This window comes from Prosthecomicrobium sp. N25 (assembly GCF_037203705.1).
In the GTDB taxonomy this organism is placed as follows: Bacteria; Pseudomonadota; Alphaproteobacteria; order Rhizobiales; family Ancalomicrobiaceae; genus Prosthecodimorpha.
Window position 1 is genome coordinate 198,627 of the sequence record NZ_JBBCAT010000005.1, and the last position, 14,011, is coordinate 212,637.

13 protein-coding genes are annotated in these 14,011 nt (G+C 71.4%); 12 read left to right on the forward strand and 1 reads right to left on the reverse strand.

What is annotated here, in order from left to right:
• Positions 1 to 33: 33 nt before the first annotated feature.
• From WBG79_RS25360 to atzF, 3 genes are all read left to right on the forward strand, one after another.
• Positions 34 to 1,137 carry a hypothetical protein gene (locus WBG79_RS25360; protein ID WP_337360031.1) on the forward strand — a complete coding sequence of 368 codons (1,104 nt, stop codon included), beginning with the start codon at positions 34 to 36 and terminating at the stop codon, positions 1,135 to 1,137.
• A complete protein-coding gene (locus WBG79_RS25365) occupies positions 1,134 to 1,472 on the forward strand; it encodes a DUF1636 family protein (RefSeq protein WP_337360032.1) in 339 nt (112 codons plus the stop codon). The genes WBG79_RS25360 and WBG79_RS25365 overlap by 4 nt, the downstream gene beginning before the upstream one ends.
• Before the next feature lie 175 nt (positions 1,473 to 1,647).
• Entirely contained in the window at positions 1,648 to 3,456 is a 1,809-nt protein-coding gene (gene atzF / locus WBG79_RS25370; RefSeq protein WP_337360033.1) for an allophanate hydrolase, read from the forward strand.
• 8 nt (positions 3,457 to 3,464) lie between these two features.
• Here atzF and WBG79_RS25375 read toward each other — a convergent pair whose 3' ends face one another.
• Positions 3,465 to 4,193, reverse strand: a complete 729-nt coding sequence (locus WBG79_RS25375; RefSeq protein WP_443147513.1) for a GntR family transcriptional regulator — start codon at positions 4,191 to 4,193, stop codon at positions 3,465 to 3,467.
• Positions 4,194 to 4,375: 182 nt separating this feature from the next.
• On the opposite strand from WBG79_RS25375, the gene WBG79_RS25380 reads away from it, so the two are divergent.
• From WBG79_RS25380 to WBG79_RS25420, 9 genes are all read left to right on the forward strand, one after another.
• Positions 4,376 to 5,344, forward strand: a complete 969-nt coding sequence (locus WBG79_RS25380; RefSeq protein WP_337360035.1) for an isopenicillin N synthase family dioxygenase — start codon at positions 4,376 to 4,378, stop codon at positions 5,342 to 5,344.
• 298 nt (positions 5,345 to 5,642) lie between these two features.
• Positions 5,643 to 6,752: a BMP family ABC transporter substrate-binding protein gene (locus tag WBG79_RS25385; RefSeq protein WP_337360036.1), complete on the forward strand. Its 1,110-nt coding sequence runs from the start codon at positions 5,643 to 5,645 to the stop codon at positions 6,750 to 6,752.
• 97 nt (positions 6,753 to 6,849) lie between these two features.
• Positions 6,850 to 7,959, forward strand: coding sequence for an ABC transporter permease (locus WBG79_RS25390; RefSeq protein WP_443147514.1), 1,110 nt, complete (start codon positions 6,850 to 6,852; stop codon positions 7,957 to 7,959).
• The gene (locus WBG79_RS25395) at positions 7,956 to 8,873 is read left to right on the forward strand and encodes an ABC transporter permease (RefSeq protein WP_337360037.1); all 918 of its coding nucleotides are present in this window, start codon (positions 7,956 to 7,958) and stop codon (positions 8,871 to 8,873) included. The genes WBG79_RS25390 and WBG79_RS25395 overlap by 4 nt, the downstream gene beginning before the upstream one ends.
• Before the next feature lie 49 nt (positions 8,874 to 8,922).
• Positions 8,923 to 9,939 carry a formamidase gene (locus WBG79_RS25400; protein ID WP_337360038.1) on the forward strand — a complete coding sequence of 339 codons (1,017 nt, stop codon included), beginning with the start codon at positions 8,923 to 8,925 and terminating at the stop codon, positions 9,937 to 9,939.
• Between the two features lie 40 nt (positions 9,940 to 9,979).
• A complete protein-coding gene (gene biuH, locus WBG79_RS25405; protein WP_337360107.1) occupies positions 9,980 to 10,666 on the forward strand; it encodes a biuret amidohydrolase in 687 nt (228 codons plus the stop codon).
• Positions 10,663 to 11,778, forward strand: coding sequence for a ring-opening amidohydrolase (locus WBG79_RS25410; RefSeq protein ID WP_337360039.1), 1,116 nt, complete (start codon positions 10,663 to 10,665; stop codon positions 11,776 to 11,778). Before biuH ends, WBG79_RS25410 begins: the two co-directional genes overlap by 4 nt.
• Positions 11,775 to 13,304 (forward strand): ABC transporter ATP-binding protein, encoded by a 1,530-nt coding sequence (locus tag WBG79_RS25415; protein ID WP_337360040.1) that lies wholly within the window; start codon positions 11,775 to 11,777, stop codon positions 13,302 to 13,304. Before WBG79_RS25410 ends, WBG79_RS25415 begins: the two co-directional genes overlap by 4 nt.
• A 44-nt stretch (positions 13,305 to 13,348) precedes the next feature.
• Positions 13,349 to 14,011, forward strand: coding sequence for a cysteine hydrolase family protein (locus tag WBG79_RS25420; protein WP_337360041.1), 663 nt, complete (start codon positions 13,349 to 13,351; stop codon positions 14,009 to 14,011).

A 14,011-nucleotide genomic window follows, 5' to 3' on the forward strand; every position in this document is an offset into this window, starting at 1 on the left:
TCGCTCGGCGCCGCATGGCAGGCAGCAGGACGAATGAGGACCATCGTGGCCATGGCCGCAGTGGTCCTGTCGCTATGGGCGAGCGGGCGGGCGATCCTGCCGGCGGCGCTCGAGGCGCGGGCCTGGTGGGCCGCGGCGGACGATCCGGTCGCGCTCGCCCGGCGCGAACTCGCCGAGGCGGCGACGCCGGAGCGCCTGTCCGAGGGGGCGCGGGCGGCGCTCGCGGCGGGCGACCTCGACCTGGCGCGCAGCTTCTCGGCGCTCGCCGCCCAGACGGGCGTGCGGCTCGACCCGGCGGTCGCCTCGGCCCTCGCCGCCTCGGAGGCGAACGAGAGCTGGGACAGCGCGAAGGCCTTCGCGCGCGGGGCGGTGGTCGGGGACGGGGAGGGGCTGGCCGGCCTCGCCGGCGCCTTCGCGGCCGACCTCGTGGGCATCGGCGACTTGCGCGATCTCGGGCGCGAGGGCTGGCGGGCGGCCCGGGGCGAGGCGGTGGACGAGATCGTGGTCGGGCTTTCGGCGGCGGGCCTCGCGGTGACGGGGGCGACCTGGGCCCTGGCGGGATCGCCGGCGCCGGTGCGCGCCGGGCTGACCCTGGTCAAAGGCGCGCGGAAGGCCGGGCGGCTCTCCGCGCCGCTCGCGGCGTCGCTCGGCCGCTCGCTCGGCGAGGCGGTCGACGGTGCTGCGCTGCGCCGTGTCCTGGCTGCGGCGGGATCGCTCGACGTGGCCGCGGCCCGGCGCGCGGCCGCCGAAGCGGTGCGGGCGGACCGGCTCGGGCCCCTGGTGACGCTCGGCGAGGATACGGCGTGGCTCTACCGGCGGGCCGGGGCCGGCGCGGTGCAGGATGCCCTGGTGCTCGTCCGCTCCGCCGACGAGATGGGGCGCGTGGCGCGCCTCGGCGAGGCCTTCGGGGCCGGGACGCGGGCGGTCCTGAAGCTCGTCGGGCGCAGAGCGCTGGTGCTGGCGCGCAGCCTCGCCGTGCTGGCGGGGTGGATGCTGGCGGCGATCGGCTGGGCCTGGTCGGCGGCGGCCGCGGCGGCAGCCTTCGGGCGCTGGCTGGCGCGCGCGACGCCGCCCCGGCCACGGCGCGTCCGGGCAGGGCGCGACATCCGGCTCGAGGCGGTGGCGGGTCCCGCATGACGGCCCGGCTCGTCGTCTGCGTCAGTTGCGACCGCTATGCCGATCCGCCGGCCGTCCCGACCCGTGGCGAGCGGCTCGCCCGCGCGGTGGAGGCGCGCGCGGCGGAGCGGGGCGTGGCCCTGTCGGTGCTGCGGGTCGACTGCCTCGACGGGTGCCGCACGCCCTGCAATGCGGCCCTGCGGGCGCGGGGGCGGCCCTTCCACGCCTTCACGGCCCTCGGCCCGGCGGATGCGGAGGCGCTGATCGACGCCGCACTTCGCTATGCGGCCGGCGAGCCGCCGACGGCGGCCCTGGCCGGGCGGACACGGATGATCCCCGCGCGCCGCGGCTCGTGAGCGGCTCGTCCCCGAGGCGAAGTGACCTGCCTAAAATTTCATCATAGAGAATCGAACGCAATTCCGCGCCGGTCCCGTATTGTCCTTGCGTCCTGCCGTCCTGCGCACATGCATACAGTGCGGAGCCATGGCATACGGCTTGCTAACCGGGGGAGAACCAGGGAGGGGATCCGCGATGGCGGCCGGCGTACCAGCAAGTCTCGACCTCGGCAGTCTCGCGGCGGCCTATGCGGGCGGCCTCGATCCGCGCGATCTCGTCGCCGACCTGGAGGCGCGCATCGCGCGCCACGACGACCCCGCCTTGTTCATCGCACGCCCGTCCGCCGAGGCGATCCGGGACCGGGCGGCTGCGCTGGCGCGGCTCTGTCCGGCGGAGCGCGCCAACTTGCCTCTCTTCGGCGTGCCCTTCGTGGCCAAGGACAACATCGACGTGGCCGGGCTGCCGACCACGGCGGCCTGCCCGGACTTCGCCCGGGTACCGGCGGCGAGCGCGACCGTCGTGGCCCGGCTGGAGGAGGCCGGGGCGATCCTGATCGGCAAGGCCAACCTGGACCAGTTCGCGACCGGGTTGGTCGGCGTCCGGTCACCCTATGGGGTGCCGCGCAATCCTTTCGACCCCGCGCTCATCCCGGGCGGCTCCTCCTCCGGGTCGGCCACCTCGGTGGCGGCGGGCCTGGCGAGCTTCTCGCTCGGGACCGACACGGCGGGGTCGGGGCGGGTGCCGGCCGGGCTCAACAACCTGGTCGGGCTGAAGCCGACCCCCGGGCTGGTCTCGACCGCCGGCGTGCTGCCCGCCTGCCGGACGCTCGACTGCGTCTCCGTCTTCGCGCTGACGATCGACGACGCCTGGAGCGTGCTGGAGGTACTGGCGGGCTTCGACCCCGCCGATCCCTTCTCGCGGCCGATCTCGGCGGGCACGCCCGGGCCACTGCCGGGGGTGGTGCGGCTCGGGGTGCCGGGCGCGAAGGATCGTCACTTTTTCGGGGATACGGCGGGTGAGGCGGCCTTCGCGGCGGCGCTCGACCGGCTCGCCGGCCTCGGCTTCTCCCTGGTGGAGGTCGACTTCGAGCCGTTCCTGGCGGCGGCACGGCTTCTCTATGAAGGGCCGTGGGTGGCGGAGCGCTACGCCGCCATCGCTGGCTTCCTCGAAGCCGGGCCGGAGCGGCTGCACCCGGTGACGCGGGCGATCATCGAGCCGGCGCGCGGGCGGACCGCCGTGGAGGCCTTCGAGGCGACCTACAGGCTGGCGGCGCTGAAGCGGGCGGCGGAGCCGGTCTGGGGCCGCGTCGACGCGCTGGTGGTCCCGACCGTCACCCGGGCCTGGACGGTCGCGGAGGTGCTGGCCGACCCGGTCGCGACCAACTCCGCGCTCGGCACCTACACGAACTTCGTCAACCTCTTCGGGCTGTCGGCTCTCGCGGTGCCCGAGCGGTTCCGCGCCGACGGGCGTCCGTCCGGCGTGACGCTGATCGGCCCGGGCGGCGAGGATGCGCGGCTCGCCTCCATGGCGCTCCGGATCGAGGCGGACGCGGCGCTGCCGCTCGGCGCCACCGGCCTGCCGCGGCCTTGCGCCCGGACGCGCGGCGTGCCGCCGGGCATGGTCCCGATCGCGGTGGTCGGAGCGCATCTCTCTGGCATGCCGCTCAATTGTGACCTGGTGAACCGCGACGCGGTCTTCATACGTCGGAGCAGGACCGAGAACTCCTACCGCTTCTACGCGCTCGCGGGCGGGCCGCCGTTGCGCCCGGGGCTCGTGCGCGTGGGCGAGGGCGCCGGCTATGCCATCGAGGTCGAGATCTGGGCACTGCCGCCGGAGGGCTTCGGCACCTTCGTGGCGGGGATTCCGGCGCCGCTCGGCATCGGCACGGTGCGGCTCGAGGACGGCAGCGCGATCAAGGGCTTCATGTGCGAGCGCGCGGGCCTGGAGGGCGCGCGCGACATCTCCGAGTTCGGCGGCTGGCGCGCCTACATGGCCTCCCGCTGAGCGGGGCGTCAGAGGCCGTCGTGGAACACCATGAAGGACTGGCGGACGGAGTCCAGATGGTTGCGCATGTCGCGGCTCGCCCCGTCTCTGTCGCCGCGCAGGATCGCCTGGACGACGCGGTCGTGCTCCTGGTGGCTGAGCTGGAGACGGCCGAGGGTGCGGAACTGGGCGCGGCGGAAGGCGGAGACGCGGCGGCGGACCGACAGGGCGGTCTCGGCCAGGAACTCGTTGTGGCTGGCGATGTACAGGAATGCGTGGAAGCGGTCGTTGGCGTCCGTGTAGCCGGCGAGGTCGCCGGCGCGCACCAAGGCCTCCGCCTCTTCCTGGATGCCCATCAGTTCGCGGCGCTCGGCAGGGGTCATGACGATGGCGCAGAAGCCCGCCGCCAGGGCCTCAAGCTCGGCCATGACCACGAACATCTCCGTCAGCCGGTCCTCGGTGAGGGCCGTCACCACGGCGCCGCGGTGGGCGCGGTGAACCACGAGGCCGGAGGCGGCGAGTTCCCGCAAGGCCTCGCGGACCGGGGTCCGGGAGACCCCGAAGCGCGCCGCGAGCGTGGTCTCGTCGAGCGCGGTGCCGGGCTGGAGCCGGCCGCAGACGATGTCGTCGGCGAGTTCGGCCCTCAGACGCTCCGCATGGGTGAGTCCCGACTGGCCGGGCTGCCGGACAACATGGCGCGGCGCGGCCGGGGCCGGCCGCCTGTCTTCGGGTCTTTCCAAACTTCTCGTCCTCGCCATGTGAACGCGCTCGCGCTTCCGTTCAGTGTGCCCTTACGGCACCTTACGCAAATCGAGGGCCAACCCGCGAATCCCGGGCGACAGGCTATTCCCGCGGGCACATTGATCAAGCCCGAGGCACCGCTGGTCAAGCATTGGGCGTCCTGCGCGGTTCCGAGCCACCCACCCTCAGGAGTTCTACCATGGGAGACAATCTTCCCGTCATCGACCTGTCCGGCCTGGCCGAAGGGGACGGCCGAGCCCTCCGGCGGGTCGCCGAGGCGGTGGGGGCCGCCTGCCGGAGCATCGGCTTCTTCTACGTGACCGGGCACGGCGTTCCCGGCCGGCTGATCGCGGACACGTTCGCCCAGGCCCACGCCTTCTTCGCGCTCCCCGAGCCGGAGAAGCGCCGGATCGCCATCGATCGCATCGGCAACAACCGCGGCTATGTGCCGTTCAAGGGCGAGTCGCTCGACCCGACGCGCGGGGCGGACCTGAAGGAGGCCTTCAACATCGGCCTCGAGCTTCCGCCGGACCATCCGGACATCCTGGCGGGCAGGCCCTTCCGTGGGCTCAACGGCTGGCCGGCGGATCCGGCCTTCCGGACGACCCTGCTCGCCTACTTCGAGGCCTGCCAGTCCCTCGGGGCGCGGCTGCACCGGGCCTTCGCGACGGACCTCGGCCTCGCGCCCGACTTCTTCGACGCGCGGATCGACCGTCCGCTGTCGACCTTGCGTCTGCTCCACTACCCGCCGCAGCCGGCGTCGGCGGGGCCGGGCGAGATCGGGGCCGGCGAGCACACCGACTACGGCAACATCACGCTCCTCATGACGGACGCGGTGGGCGGCCTGCAGGTGAAGCGGCGCGACGGCGGCTGGATCGATGCGCCGCCCGTTCCCGGTGCCTTCGTGGTCAACATCGGCGACTGCCTGATGCGCTGGACCAACGACGTCTACGTGTCGACCCCGCACCGGGTGGTCAACGCCAGCGGGCGGGAGCGCTACTCGATCGCCTATTTCCTCGACCCCAACCCGGACGCCCTCGTCGCCGCGCTGCCCGGCACGGTCCCGGAGGGCAGCCCGCCGCGCTACGCGCCCGTGACCGCGGCGGCCTATCTGACCGAGCGTCTCGACGCCACCTACGCCTTCCGGCGCGCGGGCGACGGGTCGTGATCGGCGGCCAAAGCACGGGCATATGCCCATTTCGTGAGCGTTTCCTCGAAAGCTGGGCAACCTTGCATACACCTTGCGCGGGCGCCCGCCCGCCCGGTTTTCCAGCCATCCGTCGTGGCGGTATCGCCGCGCGCCCGGGAACCCAATGATTACGCGGGCTTCGCTGGCGACAGCGTGGCGAGGCTGCGACCACCCGGCGTGTGCGGGCCGGCTTGGCACGGGCATTGCGTCTTCCCCTCGCGGAACGGCGCGGGGTTGCATGCAATCCGGAGCGCAGACACCACGAAGGGGAGCATCCATGTCCGATCTCATGATTACCCGCCGCCGCCTCCTGCAGACCGCCGGCGCCGCCGGCACCCTGGCGGGCCTCGGCGTCAACCCGGCCGCCGCGGCCGGCCTGACGATGGGCATCATCTATGTCGGCCCGCGCGACGACTTCGGCTGGAATCAGGCCCACGCGGTCGCCGCCAAGGCGCTGAAGGCGGTGCCGGGCGTCACGGTCGTCGAGGAGGAGAACGTCCCCGAGACGATCGCGGTCCAGAAGACCATGGAGTCGATGATCAAGCTCGATGGGGCGAAGCTGATCTTCGCCACCTCCTTCGGCTATTTCGATCCGCACATGCTGGAGATGGCCAAGAAGTACCCGGACGTGGAGTTCCGGCACGCCATCGGCCTGTGGCAGGCCGACAAGCACCCGAAGAACGCCGGGTCCTACTACGCCTACCTGCACCAGGCGCACTACATCGACGGCATCGCGGCGGGCCTGTCGACCAAGTCGAACAAGCTCGGCTTCATCGCCGCCAAGCCGATCAGCTCCGTGCTGACCAACATCAACGCCTTCGCGATGGGCGCCCGCAAGGTGAACCCGAACGCGACCGTGCAGCTCATCTTCACGGGCGACTGGGCGCTGCCGGTGCGCGAGGCCGAGGCCGCCAACGCGCTCGCGGACGCGGGCTGCGACGTGCTGACCTGCCATGTGGACAGCCCGAAGGTCGTCATCGAGACCGCCGAGAAGCGCGGCATCAAGTGCTGCGGCCACAACGCCTCCCAGGCCTCGCTGGCGCCGAAGGGCTTTATCACGGGCGCCGAGTACAAGTGGGAGACGATCTACAAGAACTTCGCGGACCTGCTCGCCAAGGGCAGCAAGCTGCCGAACTTCGAGCGCGGCGGCTACGACAAGGACTACGTGCAGAACACCGCCTTCGGCGCGGGCGCGACCGAGGAGGCCAAGAAGGCCGCCGCCGCCGCGATCGCCGACCTCAAGGCGAACAAGCCCTACGTGACCGGCGCGCTCAAGGACAACAAGGGCAAGGAGGTCGTTCCGGCTGGCAAGTCGATCGACAACTACGACGGCTTCCTGGAGACGACCAACTACCTCGTGGAAGGCATCATCGGGTCGATCACCTGACGTCGAGATCCCTCACGGGTGCGGCCGGCCCGGCCGCGCCCGTGCTGCCCCCATCCGCCCGGCGGGCCCCTGCCGCATTCCCGGCCGAGGAGACGACGTGACAGAGACCGCCCGATCCCCTTCGCTCTCCGCGCCCTCGGGCCTCGCCGAGTGGCTGGCCGGCGTCCGCCGGTCGGCCGAATACGTCGTCATCCCGCTGTTCGCGCTCGTCGTCTCGGCGGTGCTCTTCTCGCTCTTCCTGCTGGCGCTCGGCAAGTCGCCGCAGACCTTCTTCGAGCTCCTCTGGCGCGGCGGCTTCGGGACGGAGTTCTCCTGGCAGAACACGCTGGTCCGGACCGCCCCACTGATCCTGACGGCGCTCTGCGTGGCGATCCCGGCCCGGCTCGGCCTCGTGGTCATCGGCGGGGAGGGGGCGCTCGTCCTCTCCGGCTTCATGGCGGCGGTCGTGGCGCTGCCGCTGCTCTCCTGGGCGCCGGCCTTCGTGGTCATGCCGGTGATGTTCCTGACCGCCGCGGTCACGGGCGCGCTGTGGATCGGAGCGGTCGGCGCGCTTCGGCACTACCGGGGCATCAACGAGACGATCGCCTCGCTGCTCATGTTCTACATCGCGGTGTCGATCCTGAACTTCTTCGTCGAGGGCGCGCTGCGCGACCCCTCCGACCCGAACAAGCCGTCCACGGCCCCGATCGGGGCGGACAACATGGTCGGCCAGATCCCCGGGCTCGGCGTGCATTGGGGCCTCGTCTTCGGCGTGGCGATCGCGATCGGCCTGCATGTCCTCATGACGCGCACCACCTTCGGCTTCGCGGCGCGGGTCACCGGCGGCAACGTGCGGGCGGCGCGGGCGCAGGGGCTGCCGGTCGGGCGGCTGATGGTGGTCTCGGCCATGATCGCGGGGGCCTGCGCGGGCGTCGCGGGCTATTTCGAGGTGGCCGCGATCCTGGGCAAGGCCAACGGATCGCTGATCGCCGGCTACGGCTTCACCGGCATCCTGGTCTCCTTCCTGGCGCGCCACAATCCGCTCGCCATCCCGCCGGTCGCCGTGCTGTTCGGCGGCCTCGCGGCAGCGGGCGGGCTGATCCAGCGGCGCATGGGCCTGCCGGACGCCACCGTGCTGGTCCTTCAAGGGCTGATCTTCGTGGTGCTGCTCGTCTCCGAGACGCTCTACGGCCGGTTCAGGATCTTCGACCCGGAGGCCCGCGGATGAACGACGCGCTCTTCACCGTCCTCCTGGCGATCGTCGCCGGCGCCATCCGGGTCTCCACCCCGTTCCTGTTCGTCTCGCTCGGCGAATGCCTGACCGAGAAGTCGGGGCGCATCAACCTGGGCCTGGAAGGCACGCTGGTCTTCGGCGCGATGACCGCCTACGCGATCTCGTATCATTCGGGCAGCCCCTGGGTCGGCGTGCTCGCCGCCGGGGTCGCGGGTTCGCTGTTCGGGGCCTTCCACGGCTTCGTCTGCAAGCTGCCGCGGGTCAACGACGTGGCGATCGGCATCGCCATGATGCTGTTCGGCACCGGCCTCGCCTTCTTCTTCGGCAAGCCCTACATCCAGCCGACCGCGCCGCGGCTGCCCTCGGTCGACCTCGGATTCTGGTCGGACGTGCCGCAGGTGAAGGTGGCGCTGCAGATCAACCCCCTGTTCTTTGTCGGCCTCGTCATCGCGATCCTGCTCTGGTGGGCGTTCCGCAACACGCGCTGGGGGCTGATCGTGCGGATGACCGGCGACAGCTCCGCCACCGCGCGGGCGATGGGCTATTCGGTCGACCTCGTGCGCTTCCTGGCGACGACGGCGGGCGGCTTCCTGGCCGGCGTCGGCGGAGCGTTCCTGTCGCTCTACTACCCGGGCTCGTGGAACGAGGGCCTGTCGTCGGGCCAGGGTCTCATGGCGGTGGCGCTGGTCATCTTCGCGCGCTGGAACCCGCTCGCCTGCTTCGCGGCGGCGGTGCTGTTCGGCGGGGCGGGGGCGATCGGGCCGGCGCTGCAGTCGGTCGGCATCAGCCAGGGCTACCACTTCTTCAACGCCGCCCCCTACATCCTGACGCTCCTCATCATGATCGCGTCGATCTCGCCGAAGCGCTCCCTCCGGGGCGCGCCGGGCGAGCTGTCCTTGATGAAGTGACGGGGCCGGGCGGGCGATCTTCGACCTAGGGAGCGGACGGGAGATGGGCATGAACGGTCTCGGCGGTCTCAACAAGTCGCCCAACGGCGTGGTGATCGGGCTCGTGCAGCTCCAGTTGCCCGTGGTGGCGACCCGGGTCGACCTCGCCCGGCAGACGGACCGGATCGTCGCCATGGTGGCGAAGGCGCGGGCGAACCTGCCCGGCATGGACCTGGTGGTGTTCCCCGAATACGCGCTGCACGGGCTGTCGATGGACACGAACCCGGAGATCATGTGTCGCCTGGACGGGCCGGAGGTGGCGGCCTTCAAGGCGGCCTGCGTGGCGCACCGGATCTGGGGCTGCTTCTCCATCATGGAGTACAACCCGAACGGCAACCCGTACAATTCAGGGCTCATCATCGACGACCAGGGCGAGATCCGGCTCTATTACCGCAAGCTCCATCCCTGGATCCCGGTGGAGCCCTGGGAGCCGGGCGACCTCGGGATTCCGGTCATCGAGGGGCCGAAGGGCGCCAGGATCGCGCTCATCATTTGCCACGACGGGATGTTCCCCGAGATGGCGCGGGAATGCGCCTACAAGGGCGCGGAGATCATGATCCGGACGGCCGGCTACACGGCCCCGATCCGGGAGGCCTGGCGCTTCACCAACCAGGCGAACAGCTTCCAGAACCTGATGGTCACCGCCAACGTGTGCATGTGCGGCTCCGACGGCATGTTCGATTCCATGGGGGAGGGCATGATCGTCAACTTCGACGGGACCATCCTGGCGCACGGGACGACGGGCCGGCCGAACGAAATCATCACCGCGGAGGTGAGGCCCGATCTCGTCCGCGAGGCGCGCATCCACTGGGGGGTGGAGAACAACATCTACCAGCTCGGCCATCGCGGCTACGTGGCCGTGAAGGGCGGGGCGCAGGACTGTCCCTACACCTTCATGACCGACATGGTGGCGGGCCGCTATCGCCTGCCCTGGGAGGACCAGGTCGTCCACAAGGACGGCACGAGCTGCGGCTTCCCGGCGCCGACGCGGCTCTACGGGGACAGGCGCGCCGAGGCGGCGGAGTGAAGCCATGACCACGCTCGACGAACGCGTCGCCGCCGCCTTCGTGCCGGACGGCCGGACGATCGCCTCCGACCCCTATCCCTGGCCCTTCGACGGCGACCTCCGTCCGCAGAACACGGCGCTCGTCGTCATCGACATGCAGACCGACTTCTGCGGCGTCGGCGGCTACGTCGATTCCATGGGCTACGACATCACGCTGACGCGGGCGCCGATCGAGCCGATCGCCAACGTGCTCGAGGCCATGCGGGCGGCGGGCTACTGGATCATCCACACGCGCGAGGGACACCGGCCGGACCTCTCGGACCTGCCGGCCAACAAGCGCTGGCGGTCGCAGCGGATCGGGGCGGGGATCGGCGACCAGGGGCCGGCCGGCAGGATCCTGATCCGCGGCGAGCCAGGCTGGGAGATCATCCCGGAGCTGGCGCCGCTGCCGGGCGAGACGATCATCGACAAGCCGGGCAAGGGGTCCTTCTGCGCCACCGACCTGGAGCTCGTGCTGAGAATCCGCGGCATCCGAAACATCGTGCTGACGGGGATCACCACGGACGTCTGCGTGCACACGACCATGCGGGAGGCGAACGACCGCGGCTTCGAGTGCCTGCTGCTGACCGACTGCTGCGGCGCCACCAGGCTCGAGAACCACCTCGCCGCCATCGAGATGATCAAGATGCAGGGCGGCGTCTTCGGGTCGGTGGCGGACAGCCGCAGCTTCCTGGAGGGGCTCCGGTGACCCTTCGCCAGGCCTTCGTGCACCGCCTGTCCGCGGCGGGTCCGGACGACGTGTCGGGCCTCCTCGCCGCGATCGGGGCGGGGCGGATCGACCCGGCCGGGATCGTGGCGGTGATCGGCAAGACCGAAGGCAACGGTTGTGTCAACGACTTCACCCGCGCCTTCGCGGTCAGGGCCTACACGGACGCGCTCGCGCGCTTCCTGCCGCCCGAGGCCCTGTCGAAGCTCTCGCTGGTGATGTCCGGCGGGACGGAGGGCGCGCTGGCGCCGCACGTGCTGGTCCTGGAGCGGCGGCCGGCCGGAGCGGGGGCCGCGTCCGGGCCGGCGCTGGCGATCGGCTCGGCCCACACGGCGCCACTGGCGAGCGAGGACCTCGGTCGCAGGGGGCAGGTCCGCATGGTCGCGGCGGCGGTACGGGCCGCCATGGCGGACGCCGGGCTCGACGGGCCGGAGGACGTCCATTTCGTGCAGGTCAAGTGCCCGCTCCTGACGGCGGACCGGATCGCGGCGGCGGAAGCGCGCGGCGCCACGGTGGCGACGCGCGACACGTTGAAGTCCATGGGACTGTCGCGCGGGGCCGCGGCGCTCGGAGTGGCGGTCGCGCTCCAGGAGGTCGACATTGACAGCGTGTCGGATGCGGGGATTGGGCGGGACGTCCGCCTGTGGTCCGGGCGGGCGAGCACGTCGGGCGGGGTCGAGCTCCTGAACCACGAGATCGTGGTGCTCGGGATGGGGCGCGGCTGGGCGGGGCCGCTCGCCATCGACCACGCCGTCATGGCCGACCAGATCGACGTGGAGCCCGTGCGCGAGGCCATGCTGCGGCTGGGACTGCCGGCGGAGCGCCAGCTCGCCGGAGCGGGGCGGGACCGGCTCGTCGCGCTCCTCGCCAAGGCCGAGGCCGGCAGCGCGAACCGGCTGCGCGGCTACCGGCACACCATGCTCGACGACAGCGACATCTCGTCGACCCGGCACGCCCGCGCCTTCGTGGCCGGCGCGCTCGCGGCGCTCACGGGACATGCGGAGATCTTCGTCTCCGGCGGCGCCGAGCACCAGGGACCCGACGGAGGCTGCCCGGTGGCCGTCATCGCGCAGAGGACGGGAGGTCCGCCATGACCGAGGTGAAGCCGGCCCACGCGGTCGGGGTCGAGACGATCGGCATGACCAAGGTGTTCGGCTCGCTGGTGGCGCTCGAGGACGTGTCGCTGACCGTCCGGCCGGGCACGCTGCACGCCCTTCTCGGCGAGAACGGCGCCGGCAAGTCGACGCTCGTCAAGTGCATGATGGGCTTCTACCAGCCGACCAAGGGCTCGATGATCGTGGACGGTCACGAGGTCACGGTCCGCAACCCGCGCGATGCCATGCAGCTCAAGCTCGGCATGGTCTACCAGCACTTCACCCTCGTGCCGTCCCTGACGGCGGCCGAGAACCTGATCGTCTCGCGTCCCGACTGCCCGGCGGTGATCGACTGGGACCGGGAGATCGACGCGCTCGAGGCGTTCCTGGAGCGGATGCCGTTCAAGGTCCCGCTGCGAACGCCGGCGGCCTCGCTGGCGGCCGGCGAGAAGCAGAAGCTGGAGATCCTGAAGCAGCTCTATCTCGACCGCCGCTTCCTCATCCTCGACGAGCCGACATCGGTGCTGACCCCCGGCGAGGCCGACGAGATGCTGGGTCTGCTGCGCGGGATGGTGGAGGCCGGCGACCTCACCATCCTGATGATCTCCCACAAGTTCCGCGAGGTGACGGCCTATGCGGACGAGGTGACCGTGCTCCGGCGCGGCCGGCGGGTCGGCGGCGGCCGGGTGAGGGACCTGACGCGCGACGACATGGCCCGCATGATGATCGGCGACACGCAGATCCGGGAACGGGCCGAGCGGACCACGACCGCGTCGGCGCCGACGGTGCTGGAACTCGCCGCGCTCTTCGCCTCCGACGACGACGGGCTTCCGGCGATCGAGTCGATCGACCTCAAGGTCAAGTCCGGCGAGATCGTCGGCATCGCCGGGGTGTCGGGCAACGGCCAGTCGGAGCTGGTCGAGGTCCTGTCCGGCCAGCGGGGGCTCGACGACGGGCGGATCCTGATCCACGGCCAGCCCTTCGAGCCGGTCCGGGACTCGATGGCGAAGCTCAAGGTCTTCTCGCTGCAGGAGGAACCGCTGCGGAACGCCGCCGTGCCGCGCATGTCGGTGGCCGAGAACATGGCGCTGCGCTCCTTCGACAAGGCGCCGATCTCGAAGGCCGGCTGGTGGCTTTCGCCGAAGCCCATGAAGGCGATGGCGCGCGAGCTGATCGCGCGCTACCGGGTGAAGACGCCCTCGACCGAGACGCCGATCGAGAACCTTTCGGGCGGCAACGTCCAGCGGGCGGTGCTGGCGCGCGAATTGTCCGGCGACGTGGAGGTGCTGATCGTCGCCAACCCGTGCTTCGGCCTCGATTTCGCGTCCGTGGCGGAGATCCGATCGCAGATCATGGACCAGCGCAACCGCGGGGCGGCGGTGCTGCTCGTCTCCGAGGACCTCGACGAGATCCTCGAACTCGCCGACCGGGTGGCCGTCATGTCGGAGGGCCGGATCACCTATGTGGCGCCGATCGGGGAGACCGACCGGCAGACCATCGGGCACGCCATGGCGGGACATCACTGATGGCCGAGGGTCCCGGCTTTCCCCGGCCTGAAGGAGGGCTTCCCGTGTTCGTCGTGCCGGCCGAGCCGTTCCCGTACGAGCTCCCGCCCGGGCGCACGGCGCTCGTGGTGATCGACATGCAGCGCGACTTCGTCGAGCCCGGCGGCTTCGGGGAGACGCTCGGCAACGACGTCTCGCTGCTCGCCGCGATCGTGCCGACGGTGCGGGCGCTCCTCGATCTCTTCCGCGCCAAGGGCTGGCCGATCATCCATACCCGCGAATCGCATTCCGCCGACCTCGCCGACTGCCCGCCGGCCAAGCGCAACCGCGGTGCGCCGGCGCTCCGGATCGGGGACGAGGGGCCGATGGGGCGCATCCTGGTGCGCGGCGAGCCGGGCAACGACATCCTGGCCGCGCTGGCGCCACTGCCGGGGGAGATCGTGCTCGACAAGCCGGGCAAGGGCGCCTTCTACGCAACCGCGCTCGGCGAGATCCTGCGCCTGAAGGGCATCACGCATCTCGTCTTCGCCGGCGTGACCACCGAGGTCTGCGTGCAGACCACCATGCGCGAGGCGAACGACAGGGGCTACGAGTGCCTGCTGGTCGAGGACGCGACGGAGAGCTACTTTCCGGAGTTCAAGGCGGCCACGCTGGCGATGATCCGGGCGCAGGGGGCGATCGTCGGCTGGACGACCGATTTCAACAGCCTGAAGCAAGCGATCGGGTGA